This window comes from Pseudomonas viridiflava (genome assembly GCF_900602065.1).
Taxonomy (GTDB): Bacteria; Pseudomonadota; Gammaproteobacteria; order Pseudomonadales; family Pseudomonadaceae; genus Aquipseudomonas.
This window is the reverse complement of the sequence record NZ_UWFN01000098.1, coordinates 57,824-74,661: the sequence shown is the minus strand read 5'-3', so window position 1 is coordinate 74,661 and position 16,838 is coordinate 57,824. Positions and strand designations below refer to the sequence as shown.

The window sequence follows — 16,838 nt, the reverse complement described above, 5'->3', positions numbered from 1 at the left end:
GCCATGATTTATGAGATTGCTCTGCTCCCCGTGCACAAAGAACGCATTGAACACTTCAGAAGTGCCTTCGCCGAGGTCGCGCCTTTGCTCACCCGCGCAAAGGGTTACGGCGGCCATTTGCTCGCGCAAGGGATCGAAACCCCCGAGCAATTCAACCTCATAGTGCGCTGGGCCTCACTTGAGGATCACACGCCGGGCTTCGAAAAGAGTGAAGACCATCAGATGTTCATGCTGAGCCTGGAGGAATACTTTTCGGAAGAACCGAAGGTCTACCATATTGAAGGGGCCGCTTTTTAAGTGGGTCGATTTTTCAGTAAAAGCGTCTGTGTGAGATGAATAATTTGTTCGAGGGCGAGTTCTTGCCTGGTTCGCCACATTTTTTGTTTTTTGAATGACCGCTTCTGGCGGACTGCTGCCTGTCAGGAGTGCTGCAACCGGCCAGAAGCAGCCACCCAGCAAGCTTTGCAGACTAGACGCTACGCCAAATCAGCAACGCACAAACCGCACTCGGTGAGTTGCTTGACTGCTTCGACCTTGAGATCTTCGGGTTAACTCTGGTTTCTGATGGCACCTCCTGAGGGGCCTAATCAAGAGGCTTGGAGGTGTCTACGAAACCAGGGGCGATTCAGTGTAATCAGTACTCATCGGGGTTGCCCCCGAAACGTTGCCTTTATCTCTTCGTAGGTGTCCATCGTCCTTTCTTACCTGAGCGCAATTTTCCAGCGAGCCATGACAGCGTTATCGCCGGAATTGAGAGCAAGGCCGCATAGATGATACCGACAGCTAGCAAGGGGGATGATGTACCAGAAATCGCCAAAACCACCGGGATCTGAGAGAGCATTACGATTAAGCCTGCGGACCACTGTGAGCTTCTTAGAACGGCTCCAAGGATCACTGACAAAGCTAGCGCGGCGGGATAGATGATGGTCCAGTAACTAGCCAGGTCCCAAGGCTCCTCAGCCCCTGTGATTGCTGAAACAACAGTCCAAAAAAACAGGGACACAACGCAGGTAACAATGAATGCCATGAACAACTCCCAGACCTTCGGGGTAAGTCGGCTTTGGTTGTTATTGTAATTGTTGTCCGGTGACCAAAACCAAAATAACAATAGCCAGCCATGAGTTTTCTAGCCTCTAGCCCACGTCGTCGGCGTTCAAGCCCCGAAGGTTTAAGCGAACTACCGAATAACGTTACCCCGGTTACCTGACCTCTGGCTGTTGCCGTCTCAGGACTCTCCGCCGAGCTGCGCCAGACTGGCCGCCAGCTCATCCTTGCGGAACGGTTTATTGAGGCGCGGGATATCTGCGTCAAGCCCTTCACGCTCGGCATAGCCAGAGACCAGGAGGATCGCAACCTCAGGCCGGGCCGTACGCACCACCCTGGCCAGATCGGTGCCACTCATGCCAGGCATGAGGTGATCCGTCACGATCAGGTTGAACGGCTGCCCCGCGTCCAGCAGTTGCACTGCTTCCTCGCCTGAGGCGGCTTCGATCACGCGGTAGCCCAGGTCGACCAGCATGTCCGAAGTGCTTGCGCGGACAAGTTCTTCATCGTCGACCAGTAACGCGACGCCACGCACCGATTGTCGATCTGGAGTTTCGACAGTGCGCAAGGCCGCTGTCGGCACGTTCATGCTGCGTGGAAGCCAGAGCTCCACGTTTGTCCCCAGACCAGGCGAGCTCTGAATCGTCAGCGCGCCGTTCAGCTGGGATGCCAAGCCATGCACCATCGAAAGACCCAGACCAGTCCCCTTCCCGACGCCCTTGGTTGAAAAGAACGGTTCTACCGCCCGAGCGAGTGTGGCCGCGTCCATCCCTGTGCCGGTGTCCGCGACAGACAGGCAGACATATTCGCCAGCCGGGAGCTTCGAACGGTGCCCCGTGCAGACAACCTCCGTTCTTGCAGATATCCGCATCGTCCCTCCCTCAAGCATCGCGTCGCGCGCGTTCACCGAGAGATTGAGGAGTGCCATTTCGAGCTGGTTTGGATCCGCCATCGCCGCAGGCAGATCCTCTGTTGCATCGACGACTACCTTGATTTGCGGACCGGTAGTGCTGGCCACGAGATCGCCCATGTCGCTCACCAACTTCGACACATCGACCGGGACGGCCTGAAGCGGTTGACGGCGCGCGAAGGCAAGCAGCCTCTGCACAAGCGTCTTGGCACGATCGGCAGATTGCAAAGCGCCGGAGATCAGCCGCTGCTCTCGCTCGCCACCTACGTTTCTTCGTTGAAGCATGTCGAGCGTGCCGACGATCGGGGTGAGCAGGTTGTTGAAATCATGGGCTACACCGCCGGTAAGCTGCCCCATCGCTTCCATCTTCTGACTCTGGCGCAACGCCTGCTGAACCTCTTCCCGCTCGGCGATGGCCCGGGCGATCCTCGCTTCGAGCGTGGCATTGAGTTCCCGTAACTCCTCCTCGGCGGCCTTGCGGGCGGTGACATCAACCGCAGTGCCGGTAAAACGCAGGCAGCGGCCGGCCGCATCGAACACGGCCCGCCCCTTGGCCGCCACCCAACGGACGATGCCGTCTTCCCGGCCAATCGTTCGATAGTCCACTTCGTAGAGCGCGCGGCGGTCAGGGTCGACTGCCGCCTCGAAGGCTTCAATCGTTGCCTCTCGATCTTCGGGGTGCAGGCCGTCATAGAAGTCATGCAACGTGATCGGCACGTCAGCCGAAATGCCGAACATCGCCTTGGTTTGTGGCGGCCAGATCAACGTGTCATGAACGAGATCCACGTCCCAGAAGCCAACATCAGCGCTTTCGACGGCCAGGCGCAGTCGCTCCTCGCTCTCGCGCAGGCGCGCCTCGGCCCCCACTCGCTCGACATAGGCCCAGCAGCGCTCGACGACTTCTCTGACCAGGGATATTTCAGAGGGCGACCAGTCCCGAGGGTGATTTTGATGGACCGCCATCATTGCCGTCAGCCGACCATCCCGGACCAGCGGGCAACAGATGATCGCGTCGATACCAATGGCATGAAAGGTCTCAAGCCCCCCGCTACGGCCAATCTCTGCGCTGACGTCGCGAATGATCAAGGTGCTGCCAGCGCGCATATCATCCGCAGCCCGAGGGCCAAAAAGGTCGAGGCTATAGGTTCCGACAGAGCTCTGGACGCCGGGCGCATTGTAGTCACTGCGAATCCAGAATCGGTCATGATCGATATCAACATCCGCGTAGGCGCAGCGCGAGACGTTTAGCTTTCGTCCAAGCAACTCGGTCGCGGCAAGCATCGCGTCTTCAGCTCGATGGATGCTGAAAAGCTGGCTGTCCAGCTCATCAAAAAAGCGCAGTCGTGCCGTGCTCTCTTGCAGCGCCGCTTCTGCATGGTGCTCGGCCGTGCGGTCACGGAAGATCTTCATAAAGCCGCCGTGATTCATAGCGAGCGGCATCATCAGTCCCGAACCCCAGAAGCGCGTACCGTCCTTGCGAACGTGCCAGCGTTCGTTGACAGCCCGACCTTGCTCTTTGGCGAGTTCGAGCTCGCGCTGGAACACACGCGCGGCCTGGTCATCGTCTGTATAGAAGAGATCGCCCTCGCGGCCCACTGCCTCATCGACGGAGTAGCCGACAACACGCTGGGCACCGATGTTCCAACCCGTCACCGCGCCTTTCGCATCAAAGGTGATAATCGCAAAGTCTTCCGCACCCTCGACGATCTGGCGGTAGCGCGCCTCACTGATCTGGATCGCGGCCTTCGCTTGAGCACGGTGCACAACAAGCCCGACCGTGTGGACAACAAAGTCGACGATCTCGATATCCGACGACAGCGGCTCGCGTGGTTCAGGGTGGAACATGACAAAAGTGCCGAGCACGACGCCCTGCGCCGAACGGATCGGGATGGACCAACAGGCGTGCAGGCCATGGGCGATGGCCAACTCCCGTAGATCGGCCCAAAGCGGGTCATTCGCGATATCGGCCCCAAACACCGGCTCGTTCCTGAGCGCCGCACGGCTGCAGGAGCCAAGACTCGGGCTGATGATGCTGCCTTTGACGGCGCCGTTGAATGCGTCGGGAAGGCTCGGCCCTGCGAAATGCTGCAGTTGCTGACCCTCCTCGTTGAGGAGCAGGATGCTGCCCAGGAAACGAGACGTGGACAACGCTTCCACCTCGCGGACGATTGCATCCAGTGCGAAGTTGAGGGGTGTCTCTTCTACAGCCAGTTTCAGGATGCGGTTTTGTGCGGCCCCGAGTGCGGCAGCGCGATTGCGTGCCTGAGTAAGACGCGCATTCTCGATGGCAATCGTCGCCAGACGCGCCAGGCTTTCCAGCCGTTTTATCGTATCGGGGTCATGGGTACGAATGTCAGACCAGTAGGCGCCAAGTGCTGCGACCGCTACAGGCCTGCCGATAGGCACCATGACGAGGCTACGCACGAAAGTCGGCGCATAGGCGTCCTGCGGGATCCGCGGATCGAGCCGGACGTCACGGATGGCGACCGTCTCACCGTGATGCATAACCCACCCTGAAATGCAGTGGTCAGCCGGAAAAGTCTGGCCTTGCCAGAGCGGAGAGACCGCATCTTCGGCCACATAAGAACAACGCCCGTCATGTTCAATAACGACTGCGATGCCCTCGGCTCCGACAGCAGCACGCGCCGTGTCACGGAGCACGGCGACAACCTCGTCCACAGATGCCGCCGCAGCCAGTCGCTCACTGGCATTCAGCACATGGGACAAGCGCTCATCACCGCCTAACTCTACCGGAACAGATGGCAAACGGATCTCCCAATGGCGCCCACAGAATCTTTATTCCACGGACGGCTTCACAATGAATGATGCCAAAGAGACATTGTATAGGGCATCTCGTTTCGGCATGTTTCAATTTTAGTTTTTCGGCAATGAGACCACCAAGTATCCCGCTGACGTATTTGCCTCAAGCCACCTCAAGTGCCGCAGCGATAGCCTTGTTGAAAGCCGGAATATCATCGGGCGTACGCGAGGTGATCAGCGTCCAGCCATTGGCCCCGCACTGCTTGACCTCGACATCAACCCAACCGGCAGCACCGGCGTTTTCCAGATCAAGCTTGACGCTCGGATAGGAAGTGAGGGTCTTGCCAGTGATAACGCCAGCATTAATCAGCAACCATGGCCCGTGGCAGATCGCAGCAATTACCTTGCCCGCGTCGGCGAACTCCTTGGCCAGACGCTGGGCGTTTTCATCCAGTCGCAAAGTATCGGCATTGACCGTACCGCCCGGAATAACCAGCGCATCAAAATCCGCCGCTTTGAGCCCGGCCAGTGCAACCTGAGATTCGACAGTACGATCTTTCTCTGTGTCCTGAACAAAAGTCTGCACAGTACCGCCGTCGCTTGAGCCATGGGTGACCGAAGCCCCCTGCGCCTTGAGAGCTTCCAGCGGTTTAATCAGCTCATCGCGCTCGATCCCCGTATTAGCGGTGATGAACAGTACTTTTTTGCCTGCCAGTTGATTACTCATAGTAGTCACTCGGTCCTCGTATCAAGGTCATAAAAATCAAGCGTGCGGTTGATGATTCAACCCACTCGTTGAAGATGGGAGGCCAGAGCGGTTTTGAAAGTTCAGCCGGATTTGTCGTGACCACGCCTGGTCTGAATGAAGACCGGAAAACAGGGGATTTCACATTTGTGTGCGAGGAATCGAACAGGCCGAGATTCAACAGGAAAGGCAGCGTAATGCTGCCCTCACGTCAATGACCCACAACCATTGCACCGGACTGCCTGTCCCCTGCTGCAAAACCATGAACTCGCGCCCGCGATGCAATCAGCAGACTCAGCAATATCAACACCACCAAGACCCAGGGAAAGGCACTCACGCCCCATTGGCCGAGCAGAACACCGCCCAGTAGCCCGCCGCCTGCGATGGCGCTGTTCCACACAACTACGTTCATCGAAAGCGCGACGTCAGCGCCCTTGCCTGCCGAGTCGGCAAGTGCGGTTTGCAACAGCGTGGCGGCGCCACCAAAGGTCAGGCCCCAGATAAAGACCCCGAGATAAATAGCCGAGGCTGAGGCTGAAAAGAAGCCGAAGAAAACCGAAACCGCCGCGAAAGTTGCGAGGCTGACCAATACGCTCTTTCGCAAGTGACGATCAACCAGCCGTCCCGTGACCCAGATGCCCGCCAGCGCGGCGACACCAAATGCCAGCAATACCAAATCGACGTCACTCGCCAACCCGGCATTGGCCACAAACGGCGCAACGTAGGTGTAGAGAATGTTGTGAGCCAGCATCCATGTGAAGACGACGCCGAGCACCGAGCGCACACCGGGCGTGAAAAACACCTCGCGCAGTGCCATGCGCTGTGAAGAGGATTGGCCAGGGTAATCCGGCACCTTGATCAGTACCCAGACGATCAGCAGCAGGGTCATTCCGGACATCAATCCAAATGCCATGCGCCAGCCCATAAATCCACCCAGCCAGGTGCCCAAAGGTACGCCCAGCGACAAGGCGATGGGCGTTCCCACCATGGCTACTGCCAACGCACGGCCCTGCAATTTCGGAACAACCATGCGACGCGCGTAACCCGCAATGAGGCTCCAGGCCAGCCCCGCAGAAACGCCCGCGAAAAACCTTGCGACCAGGGTCAGCCAATAATTGGAAGACACTGCGGTGATGGAATTAAAAACCAGAAAACCGACAATCGTCAGCAGCAAGACGGTTCTGCGGCGCCAGCTCTGGGTGGCGATGGTCAGCGGGATGGCTGCCAGCAGCGACCCCAACGCGTAGACCGTCACCATCTGCCCTGCAAACGACGCAGAGACGCCCAGACCACTGCCGATCTCGGGCAGCAAACCCGCTGGCAACGTTTCAGTCACGATGCAAATGAACCCGGTCATAGCCAGTGCCAGTAAAGCTCCGAGCGGAAGTTTGTCGCGCTGTATCTCATCCGTAGTCATTCGATTTCACCCACTAATATACTGATCGGTATAAATATAGGGAGCCGCACCCGGGTAGTCAACGACTTATGTATCGATTAGTATTTAAATGGCTTATTTGATCAATCTTGAGGAAATCCGGCATGGCACAAATGGGACGTCCGCGCACGTTTGACCGTGACGTGGCAATCACTCAGGCACTGCATTTATTTTGGGAGCATGGATACGACGCGACATCGCTCAGCCAGCTGAAGGCCAACATCGGCGGAGGCATCACCGCGCCCAGTTTTTACGCAGCGTTTGGCTCGAAACAAGCCCTGTTCAATGAGGTCATGGAGCGTTACCTCACCACCCATGGCCGCGTGACCGACAGCCTGTTTGATCCGGCTCTGCCGCCCAGAGAGGCGATTGAACTCACCCTTCGCCGCTCAGCGAAAATGCAATGTGAGCCCGATCATCCCAAAGGCTGCCTGGTGTCGCTGGGTTTGATGAGCGCCTGCACGGACGAAAGCAAAGCCATTTCGGAGCCTCTTGCACGGGCGAGAGACTTGAACCGAGCGGGTTTGGTGGCCTGTGTCGAACGCGCCATTGCTGCAGGCGAACTACCTGCGACGGTGATACCGGAGACACTGGCAGCAGCGTTCGACAGTTTCATGCTGGGCCTGTCGACACTGGCGCGCGACGGTATTTCTCATGCCACGCTGGATGCCAGCGTCACGCAAATAATGGGCCTGTGGGACAGCTTGCGCATTGCGACCGATGATCAATGATCCCGGACGTTGAACGGCAAGGCTCATGAGACAGCAATGGTTTTGTGAGCGGCACTTCACCTGTGCACAAGTCTCCACAGTGGACCGTCTGGAAGCGCTGCTACATCTGCCCCTACAATGACCCCGCCCCTGCCCACAGAGAATCCCGCAATGTCTGCCTCTCTGACTCGTCCCTCTCCCGCCCCGTTCTTGGCCCCCGGTGAAACCGTGGTGCTATTCGACGGGGTCTGCAAGTTATGCAATGGCTGGGCGAAATTCCTGATTCGTCATGACCGTCATCAGCGAGTCAGACTCGCCACCGTGCAGTCACCCGAAGGGCAAGCGTTGCTTGCATGGGCAGGTTTGCCACTGGATGCGTTCGACACCATGGCGGTCATCCGGGATAACCATTACTGGGTGCGCTCGGAGGCCTTCTTCGAAGTAGTTGCGCAACTGCCAGCGCCATGGCCCGTCTTGCGCCTGTTTCGGATATTCCCGCGCCCGCTGCGGGATTGGGCCTATGACCGTATCGCATTCAACCGCTACCGCCTGTTTGGAAAATATGATGCGTGCCTGATGCCTACCCCAGACCATCAGCGACGTTTTCTCAAGGCCCAACCATGAGTCGCCTGCACCAAGTGCACTGGCTGGCCCGCGGCAGCCTGGCGTTCATGTTCGCTTACCACGGCCTCGTGCCCAAACTCATCACCCTAAGCCCCGGTGAACGAGTACTGCTGCAAGCCCACGGCCTGGAGAACTTCACCTGGTTGCCGCAAGCCGCCGGGGTAGCTGAACTGGCAATGGCTGCGCTGCTGCTACTGGCTCCGAGAATGAACTGGCCACTGATACTCGCCGGAGTCGTGTTGCTGGGTTTGCTGGTGGATGTGGCTGTGATGCAGCCTTTGATGCTCATTGATGCGTTTAACCCGGTGACAGTGAATGTGGCGGGGATGGCGCTGTGTGCGATTGCATGGGTTACGCGGGTGGGTAGAGAGGGTTGAGGTTGGGCGGAGGGGAGGGGCTGTGTGGGTTTAATGCTCAGTTCCTGTGCGGAAATAGGTGATAGAACGCTTATAGCCGATAGCAGCCTTCAGTGAAAGGCTGCCATCGGCCAAAAGAGCGGCCTCTCGTAATCGACGGTTCAAATCCTGAACTGCTAAACCATGAACGATGAAGACAGGTTTCTTATCGCCCCCGTTCGGGCCTAGCCGTGCAAACTAACGACGCCATCCAGTGCCAACCGGCTCGTTACCCTTTGCCCCCCAAGGGCTAACTGAGCAGCAGGACTTGACTACGCTTCCCCACTGTCAGGTAGCTCGACCTCAGTGACGGGCAGCTTCGGCACGTGCGGCAGCTCAGGAAAGCTCACCTTACCGATAGTAGTTAAAAGTGCTTTTCTACATTCAGCCGCATAATTTTCATCGCGTTCATCTTTTAGGTATTTAGCGACCAGAAACAGATCAGGCGTAAATACGAGCGCAGTAGAACTAGTTGCGGTGGCTGAGATACACTTGGCAGTGAAAGGCTCTGGCCTTTCCTCAACAGGCTGTAATCTGTATGGATTTCCAAAAAGTACCGACTTAGCTGGCTCATTCACTTCATCCCGCTCAAAATCCTCATGAACATTCAGTGCCAGCTGCCGAAGTTTATCTATGTTTATAGCTTTATTGTCCTTACCTTCGGCTTCTCCAATCAGCCTGCCTTCCTTCGACTCAAAAACGGCGTCGAACTCAGATTCACCGTTATCAAATTGCGTGACATTGAACCCAATAACTTTCAATGCGTCTAGAATAGCTAGTTCAAGGGGCTTGCCTTTTTCAAATAAAAGATTTCTTAGGCGTCCTAGGTCACCTGCTTGATCCATCACGGCATCTTTCTCAGCTTGTATTTGCTCAAGACTTTGCTCTAGAAATACTAGTCTTTCAGCTGCCAAAATTTCATCGTTTAATTTATACCTGGGATTTTTTGCCCAATCTGGTTCTGGCGTTAAGTCGGAAGAGGCCCGAAGGGACTTTTCCATCGACACAACCGCTTTGATCATCCTAGATGCAAACTGCTCAGCTTCTAGAGTCCAGTCGCCCTCATTTTCTCCTCCATCCTCATCAATAAAAAACGAGTCGGAATAAAAATCAATATCTGGGAGACATAGCAGCACTCCGTTTGAGTTGTTTGACCGATTGACGTTTCCTACTACCTTGTTACCATGTTTGGTTAGCAGAATTGGTGATGGTGCGCCTTCGAGAATGACCTTGTACGAAGAATAACTTGAAAAGTCATGCCAGTAGGAAGAAACAATTTCAGAGCTTTTCTCCGCCAGCTTGATTTCTTTACCTTTAGAAGCAATCGGCTTCAGATCTAAAGGAATCGCCTGATAGTTATTATAGTTAGTTACGATTCTCGTAACTTTTTGATTTCGGCCCGTTCCAGAGTATTGCTTCTGCCCCGTAGCAATGCTAATCGGGGTAAGATCACTCAAAAACACTATCACCAGCTTGCCATGTTCAACAGCCGCTTTTATCTCCCTTCGCCAATGCTCGGACTGGCTTTTTAGCTTGAATGATTGATCGTCCGAAAGGCAAGGCTTGCCTTCGAAAGTACTTTCGGCCCGATAGATATACTCTCGAATATCCGGTTTAAACAGGATAATATCCCAATCCAAGAGAGAGGTATCAGATTCAAATTCGCAGAATATGGCGCTATCATCAGCTAGTGAGAGTCCAATGGTTAATATTTTTTTCTGTGCCATAAACTATTCAGCGTCCTCGAAATGCGCCCAATTATAGGCGGTGACTTAATTTGTTATTAATCGTACAGCATCTTGATAGACATCGACCGGGTATCCATATGGAGAATCAGGGCCAGACCAATGTCTTTTATATGTGACCTGCCCTAATTTCCGTTCTCTTTATTCTCGAAACTCATCAATGAGGCGTTCAGTTCATACTCTTCTTCTGCCCCATCCCATTCATTTAAAAATCAAACCGCTGATCAAACACCTTCTGCTCACCCACCGCCACGCTGCATTGGCGCGCCACTTCTACGGGGATCACTTTGCCCAGCAATGGCGTCAGCGCGGTGTAGAACGCTTTGTCGCACTCTGCGTCTTTGCTGAAGGCTTGGGAGTTGCCGTTGGCGTCGGCGGTAATTCGGCAGCTTTTGACCAGGTCGGCGGGCAGGTCTTTCACGGCCACCGGTTTGGAGCCTGAGCCTTGCAGTTCGATCAGTTCGTCACATCCGCCTTTGGCCTGTCCTTCCTTGATGGATTTGGTGAAGGCGACACGCTGGTAATCCGTGCCGGAGAACAGCACCTGATCGTTGACGGTCACGCGGTACTGTGACGGTTTGAACGCGACGGTTTTAATGCAGAACTGCGTGGCTACCGGCTTGCCGTTGACTTGAGTCGAGGCCGATTTACAGCCAGGCGTGGCTTGGTTGAAGGAGGTATCAGGGGAACTGGCGCAACCGGCCAGCGACAGCACGCAGATACCGAACAACATTCTTTTCATGAGACTTCCTGTACTCAAACAGACCGCCTCCAGCAGGCGGTTCCGGCCACAGATCATATCAGCGACCTGTCCGTTGAGGGCATCTCAGGATTTAACGTAGACACTGGCTATCACCGCTCCCCCAGATACTCATAGCGCCTCTGAATTCGTCCCACCTCTCCCGACTTGCGCAACGTCTCCAACGCCTTCGTCCACCTCGTCACCACTTCATCTTCACTGTCGTGACTGAACGCGATGTACAACGACGAGCGATACACCTCGACCGGTATTCGTCTTAGCGTGCCGGGCGGGATTTTCAGTTGGCGGCTGTAATAGGCCACTCCAGCGTCGGTGTCGCCGACGATCAGGTCGGTGCGCCCGGCGAGCAGCATGCGGTAGAGCTGGGCGCTTTGGGTGGCGGTTTTGTCGAGGTTGGTGAAATTCAGGGATTGCAATGTGTCGGGCACCAGGCCTGCGTGTCGGGTGGTGACCATGGGCGCCTGACGCAGTTGTTCGAAGGTATTCAGCGGCTCGGCATTGGCCATCTGGTAGGGGTGGATGGACTCCTCCACGATGGGCCCGACCCATTTGTACAATGGCTCGCGCTCTGCGGTGCGGAACATGGAGTACATGATGGTTTTGGGGCGGGAATTCAGTGCGTAGCTGGCGCGCATGCTGGGCAGCAGCACCACCTCAAATTGATCGCCGGTCAGCGCCATAATGGCCTGAACGATTTCGGTGGTCATGCCGGTGAGTGTGTTGTTTTCCAGATAGTTGTAGGGCGCCCATTCTTCGGTGACAACCTGATACGGCCCGGCCTTGGCGGGCATGCCGAGGGACAGGCAGAGACATAGCAGAGCTGCGCTGAATATCGAATGTCTCACATGGTCTGCCTGGTGAGCGGTGCACGGCACGGGTTGGCCTGGGCGGTAAAAAGAAGCATAGACCGTAATAGGCAGCAGACCGCCTGGCAGCTGCAAAGACGAGACTTGTCGCGCAGAATTTGCGAAAAATGTGTGGCCGTCGCCCGAACAGCGTGTGGAGCTCAGTTCGCCTAGCCCCTGCCTCGCCCATACTGACCCGGCGTCGCACCCATTATCGATTTGAATACACGGGTCAGGTGGGGCTGATCTGCAAACCCGGAAGAGATCGCCACGTCCGCCAGACCGACACCGCTTTTCAGCAGTTTATGGGCCTTACGCACACGTGCCTGGAGTTGGTAGACATGCGGGGTCACGCCGCACGTCTGGCGAAAAGCTCTTAGCAGCTGGAAAGCCGGTAGGCCAACGACTCTCGAAAGGTCGTCGAGGGTCACTTTGTCCGAAAGGTTTTCGTCGAGATAGGCTCGCGCCAGAGAGATCGCCGCAGGCTCGGCGAACCCTGACTCCGGCAGTTGAATCAGACAGGTGTGATGAGCGAGCAAACGGATGATCATCGCCGTGATTCGCGACTGGCGCTCAAGCGCCGAGCAGGCGGTTTCCGAAAGGCGATGAAGCTCCAGCAAACTGCCACTCAGTACCGCGTCGTCGACCACCGGGCTGGTGAAGGTTGGCAGCGCAGTGATGCCAAAATTATCTCTGGCCACTCTGAGGAATACGTCTGGGTGAACATGCAGCGTCCGGCATAACCAGCCGCCCACATCAGGGCGCCCGCAATGCAGTTCGTCGGGGTTGATCAAGACGAAACTGCCGCGCTTGGCGATGCCGTCCGATCGTAATGTCTGCAGAAAAACGCCGCCCGCCAGCACGATTCCCAGGCTGAACTCCTCATGAGTATGCCAAGGGTAGCGATGGTCGAAATAAGCGCCTTTCAGCAGTTCGGCGTCATACAGATCAGCCATCGTCCAGACGCTGACTGAGTTTTTTCCTGACCCGGTGTCGAAATCATCATGCACGGAAATTCCCCGAAGCTGTTGCAGGCCTGCCAGCGGAACAATTGTACGCAAATATTTAATGCGCAAATTTAAATTTTGCAGGATTCTTCAAGACTCGACGAATGGTGATCACTAAGGTGCTCATCCATATAGATCAGGAACCGCATCCATGGCGCGCACGCTGGGGCAGTCATCGAATAGAGACCAGGGCGTCGAAGGACAAGCGCCATCGGCAATCCTGTGCCAGCAGAGTTCTCCCGCATTTGTGGCGCTCCGGGGTGCAAAGCCAACGGCAAATCTGACTTACAAGGCTCTCGTTCCTGACCCTCACGCTGGCTCCGCTGTCGCGGCGGTGGTTCATGAATTGCGCCAGCCCCTCGCGTCGATGCTGTGCAATATTCAGGCATCGATTCGCTGGCTGGACCGGGATGAGCCGCAGGTGGCCGAAGCGTTACAAGGCCTGAAAGACTCTGCGGAACTCGCCAGGCAAATGGGCCAGATCAGTAGCGCCTTGCTCGAAACTTATTCCCGGCGTGTGAGCACATGTTGCGACGTTCCGCTGGATTCACTCGTGGCCGAAGTCACGGCGGGATTTGCCGGAGAACTTCAGCAACACGGCATTTCCATCCAGCTCGACCTTCAGCCTGGCATCAGCGTTCAGGCAGACCACACGCAGCTCTATCTGGTGCTGCGTAACCTCGTGTCTAACGCCATCGATGCCATCAGCTCCCAGCCATCAGACCGTCGGCAGATCTGCCTCGCAGCCTATCCCATGACGGACAGGACAGTGATCTGCGTCATCGACACCGGTCCGGGCATCACCGAGAGCTATCAAGCTTTCATCAGTGAACCGTTTTTCACCACCAAAGCCAACGGGATGGGCATGGGGCTTTCCATCTGCGAAACGATTCTCTCGCGTTACGACACAGCGCTTCGACACACGGTCAGCAGACGTGGCGAAACCGTTTTCATGTTCGCAATCCCCGCACCGGGCCAGTGTGGAAAGTCGACGCCGGTCTCATCGAACATAAAATAAATTACTGAATTTAAACGCTTTTCTGTAGGAGCTCACGAGCACCGCGAGGCAGCGATGGCGTCCCGTCTGATACACCGCTGTCGCTGGCCTCGTGACCTCGGTGAGCTCCTACAGGCTTCAATGTTTGCTGCGCGCTGAACGACGAGGCGCACTAGCCAGGCAATGTCAGCCTGAACACCGTTCCCACACTATCGCTCGTCACGCTCACATGCCCGCCATGGGCCTGCATGATTGAGCGCACGATGGCGAGACCCAGTCCTCCCGAGTCGCCAGGCTGATTACGTGAAGGATCACAGCGATAAAACCGCTCGAACAGATGGGACAGATGCTCCGCGCCGATAGGCTCACCCACGTTGTGAACATAGATGTCAATGCCAGTGGCATTCAGTGTGGTGCCGACAGTCACGGCGGTCTGTGGCGTGGCGTAGCGCAGAGCGTTGGCGATCAGGTTGGCCAGTGCTCGGCGCAGTAACTCGGGGTCGGCAGTTAGCATGCCCTGACTGTTGTTGATCAGCGTGATGCCACGCTCTTCGGCGGTGCCTTCGAAGTAATCGCACAGTTGCGTGACCAAGGCTTGCACGTCAACCGGCTGACGAGCGATCGAGTTTTTTGGCTGCTCGGTGCGAGCCAGGAACAGCATGCTGTCGATCATCCGCGCCAGGCGTTCGTACTCTTCCTGATTGGAAACCAGCAGGTCCTGATAATCCTCAACCAAGCGGCTGCGCCCCAATGCCTGCTGGGTCTGGCCCATCAGGTTGCTGAGCGGGGTACGCATTTCATGAGCGAGGTCCTCGCTGAAACGTGTGAGTTGCGCAAAGCCGTCTTCCAGGCGGGCAAGCATCTGGTTAAGCGCATGACTTAACGCAGTCAACTCGCCCACGTCCTTGAACTCATGCAGGCGTAAATGCAGGTGTTGTGCATCGATGGCAGCAGCGCGGGTCGCCAGTTGCCGTACTGGGCGCAAGCCACGCTGGCTGACCATCCAGCCCAGCAGAAATGCCAGCACTGCGCCTACCAGCAAGGCCATGTAGATTTTCATGCGGTAGGCGCTGAGCATTTGCTCGCGCTCATTCACCAGCTTGCCCGCAATCAGCGTGAGGTGCCTGTCTGTGCCTGGCACGTCGAACCACGCCAGTCGCAACGACTCATCGCCCGGGCTATCCCCCAGCTGTGGCGAAGGTGCTGGCGGCAAGTCGGGCACGGGCAACGACAGCGGGTTTACATCGATGAGCAAATGCCCAGCGTCGTCGACGATCCACAACACGTTATCGCGGTTGCCGAGCATGTTTTCGTAAAGCTGCGGACGCTTGCGCAAGGCCTCAATGCTGTCGCTGTCGGTGATGAGCGCCTGCATGCGCTGTACCCGCCCGAGCAATGCCTGGTCATCTCGCCAGGTGATTTCGCGCTGCAGGGATTGATACAGGTAAAACCCTACAGCGCCCAACAGCAGCACGCTGACCAGGGCGAACATCGACGCCAGACGCAGGCTCAGTGTGCGTGGCAAGAAGCTCATGGCTGCAGTTCCAGCAGGTAGCCGATGCCGCGCACCGTGTGGATAAGTTTGGCCTGATAGGGGTCGTCTACTTTGGCGCGCAGACGACGGATTGCGACGTCGACCACGTTGGTGTCGCTGTCGAAATTCATCTGCCAGACGTGAGAGGCAATCAGCGCCCGAGAGAGGACTTCGCCTTCGCGACTGAGCAACAGATGCAGCAGCGCGAACTCCTTGTTGGTCAGGCTCAGGCGCTCGCCATTGCGGGTGACTTTGCGCTTGAGCAAATCCAGATGCAGATCGGCGATCTGAAACTGTTCGACTTCACGGGGCGGACCGCGACGCAGCAAGGTGCGAACCCGAGCCAGCAGTTCCGCATAGGAGAAGGGTTTCACCAGATAATCATCGGCGCCCAGTTCCAATCCTTTGACCCGGTCTTCCACGGCATCGCGCGCAGTCAGGAACAGCACCGGCGTCTGATGTTTACGACGAATGATCTGCAGCAGTTGCCAGCCATCAAGGCCGGGCAACATGACGTCGAGGATGATCAGGTCGAATTCGCTTTCCTGAATAAGATGCAGGCCGTCCAGACCATTCAGGGCCACTTCGACCAGATAGCCGGATTCCCCCAGCCCTTTGCGCAGGTAATCCGCTGTTTTCGCTTCGTCTTCTACAACCAGGATACGCATTGAGTCCTCCGGTACGGGTGCCTAGCGTAAGCCGATCTGCTCACCCATCTCATTACAAATACGTAATCCGCAGGCAATCAGTTTGTGCGGAAGGCTTGGGCAGTATGGCTGGCAATTGCTCAGCCGAGCCTGAACCGGAGATTTGTATGCTGATCCGAAGCGCTGCCCTTTCATTACTGACGTTGGCCTTGGGGTCTGGCGTTGCACTGGCCGACGTGCCGAACGTTGCCCAGCGGCCGGATGTGACCCTGAAGCTGGCCAATGATCTGCTGAACGCGACTCTGGCGGCTTGCCACGCCGAAGGCAAAACGGCCGTTGCGGCGGTGGTGGATCGCGGCGGCAATCTGGTTGCTGTGCAGCGCGATGACAACGTCGGCCCCCACAACACCCTTGCTGCGCAACGTAAGGCGTTTACTGCACTGTCGACCAAAACCCCGACGCGTCTGCTGTCGGAGCGCGCCCGCAATAATCCTGAAGCCGAGAACCTCAACACCCTCAATGAGCTGTTGCTGCTAGGCGGTGGCGTGCCTTTGAAAGTGGGCGAGCAAGTCATCGGCGCCATCGGTGTTGCGGGTGCAGGCGGAGCGGAGACGGATGAAGGCTGCGCATTGAAAGGCATCGACCACGTTTTACCCAACCTCAAATAACAGGAAACATCA

The 16,838-nt window shown here is 56.6% G+C and carries 15 protein-coding genes; 6 read left to right on the top strand and 9 right to left on the bottom strand.

The window, feature by feature from the left end; genetic code table 11:
- Window positions 1–3 precede the first annotated feature (3 nt).
- A complete protein-coding gene (locus tag EE949_RS04965) occupies window positions 4–297 on the top strand; it encodes an antibiotic biosynthesis monooxygenase family protein (protein WP_122663259.1) in 294 nt (97 codons plus the stop codon).
- A 928-nt stretch (window positions 298–1,225) separates the two neighbouring features.
- On the opposite strand, the gene EE949_RS29385 is transcribed toward EE949_RS04965, so the two are convergent.
- The 3 genes from EE949_RS29385 to EE949_RS04935 form a co-directional block, all read right to left on the bottom strand.
- Complete coding sequence (locus EE949_RS29385; protein WP_430735957.1) at window positions 1,226–4,615, bottom strand: GAF domain-containing protein; 3,390 nt, start codon at window positions 4,613–4,615, stop codon at window positions 1,226–1,228.
- 262 nt (window positions 4,616–4,877) lie between these two features.
- Window positions 4,878–5,441, bottom strand: a complete 564-nt coding sequence (locus EE949_RS04940) for a type 1 glutamine amidotransferase domain-containing protein (protein ID WP_122663257.1) — start codon at window positions 5,439–5,441, stop codon at window positions 4,878–4,880.
- A gap of 229 nt (window positions 5,442–5,670) precedes the next feature.
- Window positions 5,671–6,876 carry an MFS transporter gene (locus EE949_RS04935; RefSeq protein ID WP_122663256.1) on the bottom strand — a complete coding sequence of 402 codons (1,206 nt, stop codon included), beginning with the start codon at window positions 6,874–6,876 and terminating at the stop codon, window positions 5,671–5,673.
- Between the two features lie 122 nt (window positions 6,877–6,998).
- On the opposite strand from EE949_RS04935, the gene EE949_RS04930 reads away from it, so the two are divergent.
- The 3 genes from EE949_RS04930 (at window position 6,999) to EE949_RS04920 (ending at window position 8,605) form a co-directional block, all read left to right on the top strand.
- Window positions 6,999–7,625: a TetR/AcrR family transcriptional regulator gene (locus EE949_RS04930; protein ID WP_122663255.1), complete on the top strand. Its 627-nt coding sequence runs from the start codon at window positions 6,999–7,001 to the stop codon at window positions 7,623–7,625.
- A 150-nt stretch (window positions 7,626–7,775) separates the two neighbouring features.
- Window positions 7,776–8,228 carry a thiol-disulfide oxidoreductase DCC family protein gene (locus tag EE949_RS04925; RefSeq protein WP_122663254.1) on the top strand — a complete coding sequence of 151 codons (453 nt, stop codon included), beginning with the start codon at window positions 7,776–7,778 and terminating at the stop codon, window positions 8,226–8,228.
- Window positions 8,225–8,605, top strand: coding sequence for a DoxX-like family protein (locus tag EE949_RS04920; RefSeq protein ID WP_122663253.1), 381 nt, complete (start codon window positions 8,225–8,227; stop codon window positions 8,603–8,605). Before EE949_RS04925 ends, EE949_RS04920 begins: the two co-directional genes overlap by 4 nt.
- 290 nt (window positions 8,606–8,895) lie before the next feature.
- Here the strand turns inward: EE949_RS04920 and EE949_RS04915 are convergent, their stop codons facing one another.
- The 4 genes from EE949_RS04915 to EE949_RS04900 form a co-directional block, all read right to left on the bottom strand.
- Complete coding sequence (locus tag EE949_RS04915; protein ID WP_205505026.1) at window positions 8,896–10,350, bottom strand: hypothetical protein; 1,455 nt, start codon at window positions 10,348–10,350, stop codon at window positions 8,896–8,898.
- 223 nt (window positions 10,351–10,573) lie between these two features.
- Complete coding sequence (locus EE949_RS04910; protein ID WP_122663252.1) at window positions 10,574–11,110, bottom strand: hypothetical protein; 537 nt, start codon at window positions 11,108–11,110, stop codon at window positions 10,574–10,576.
- A 110-nt stretch (window positions 11,111–11,220) separates the two neighbouring features.
- Complete coding sequence (locus EE949_RS04905; RefSeq protein WP_430735958.1) at window positions 11,221–11,919, bottom strand: substrate-binding periplasmic protein; 699 nt, start codon at window positions 11,917–11,919, stop codon at window positions 11,221–11,223.
- A 224-nt stretch (window positions 11,920–12,143) separates the two neighbouring features.
- Window positions 12,144–12,983: an AraC family transcriptional regulator gene (locus EE949_RS04900; RefSeq protein WP_162874491.1), complete on the bottom strand. Its 840-nt coding sequence runs from the start codon at window positions 12,981–12,983 to the stop codon at window positions 12,144–12,146.
- A gap of 148 nt (window positions 12,984–13,131) precedes the next feature.
- Here EE949_RS04900 and EE949_RS04895 point away from each other — a divergent pair, with 148 nt between their 5' ends.
- Window positions 13,132–13,998 (top strand): sensor histidine kinase, encoded by an 867-nt coding sequence (locus tag EE949_RS04895; protein ID WP_122663249.1) that lies wholly within the window; start codon window positions 13,132–13,134, stop codon window positions 13,996–13,998.
- Between the two features lie 151 nt (window positions 13,999–14,149).
- On the opposite strand, the gene EE949_RS04890 is transcribed toward EE949_RS04895, so the two are convergent.
- Both EE949_RS04890 and EE949_RS04885 read right to left on the bottom strand, forming a co-directional pair.
- Complete coding sequence (locus EE949_RS04890; RefSeq protein WP_122663248.1) at window positions 14,150–15,511, bottom strand: heavy metal sensor histidine kinase; 1,362 nt, start codon at window positions 15,509–15,511, stop codon at window positions 14,150–14,152.
- Window positions 15,508–16,179 (bottom strand): heavy metal response regulator transcription factor, encoded by a 672-nt coding sequence (locus tag EE949_RS04885; RefSeq protein ID WP_122663247.1) that lies wholly within the window; start codon window positions 16,177–16,179, stop codon window positions 15,508–15,510. The genes EE949_RS04890 and EE949_RS04885 overlap by 4 nt, the downstream gene beginning before the upstream one ends.
- Before the next feature lie 146 nt (window positions 16,180–16,325).
- Here EE949_RS04885 and EE949_RS04880 point away from each other — a divergent pair, with 146 nt between their 5' ends.
- Window positions 16,326–16,826, top strand: coding sequence for a GlcG/HbpS family heme-binding protein (locus tag EE949_RS04880; protein ID WP_122663246.1), 501 nt, complete (start codon window positions 16,326–16,328; stop codon window positions 16,824–16,826).
- The last annotated feature ends 12 nt before the right edge of the window (window positions 16,827–16,838 follow it).

Coding starts and splice junctions, on each gene's coding strand:
- EE949_RS04965 (WP_122663259.1), top strand. CDS start 4: ATGATTTATGAGATTGCTCTGCTCCCCGTGCACAAAGAACGCATTGAA.
- EE949_RS04940 (WP_122663257.1), bottom strand. CDS start 5,441: ATGAGTAATCAACTGGCAGGCAAAAAAGTACTGTTCATCACCGCTAAT.
- EE949_RS04935 (WP_122663256.1), bottom strand. CDS start 6,876: ATGACTACGGATGAGATACAGCGCGACAAACTTCCGCTCGGAGCTTTA.
- EE949_RS04930 (WP_122663255.1), top strand. CDS start 6,999: ATGGCACAAATGGGACGTCCGCGCACGTTTGACCGTGACGTGGCAATC.
- EE949_RS04925 (WP_122663254.1), top strand. CDS start 7,776: ATGTCTGCCTCTCTGACTCGTCCCTCTCCCGCCCCGTTCTTGGCCCCC.
- EE949_RS04920 (WP_122663253.1), top strand. CDS start 8,225: ATGAGTCGCCTGCACCAAGTGCACTGGCTGGCCCGCGGCAGCCTGGCG.
- EE949_RS04915 (WP_205505026.1), bottom strand. CDS start 10,350: ATGGCACAGAAAAAAATATTAACCATTGGACTCTCACTAGCTGATGAT.
- EE949_RS04910 (WP_122663252.1), bottom strand. CDS start 11,110: ATGAAAAGAATGTTGTTCGGTATCTGCGTGCTGTCGCTGGCCGGTTGC.
- EE949_RS04905 (WP_430735958.1), bottom strand. CDS start 11,919: ATGCCCGCCAAGGCCGGGCCGTATCAGGTTGTCACCGAAGAATGGGCG.
- EE949_RS04895 (WP_122663249.1), top strand. CDS start 13,132: ATGGCGCGCACGCTGGGGCAGTCATCGAATAGAGACCAGGGCGTCGAA.
- EE949_RS04890 (WP_122663248.1), bottom strand. CDS start 15,511: ATGAGCTTCTTGCCACGCACACTGAGCCTGCGTCTGGCGTCGATGTTC.
- EE949_RS04885 (WP_122663247.1), bottom strand. CDS start 16,179: ATGCGTATCCTGGTTGTAGAAGACGAAGCGAAAACAGCGGATTACCTG.
- EE949_RS04880 (WP_122663246.1), top strand. CDS start 16,326: ATGCTGATCCGAAGCGCTGCCCTTTCATTACTGACGTTGGCCTTGGGG.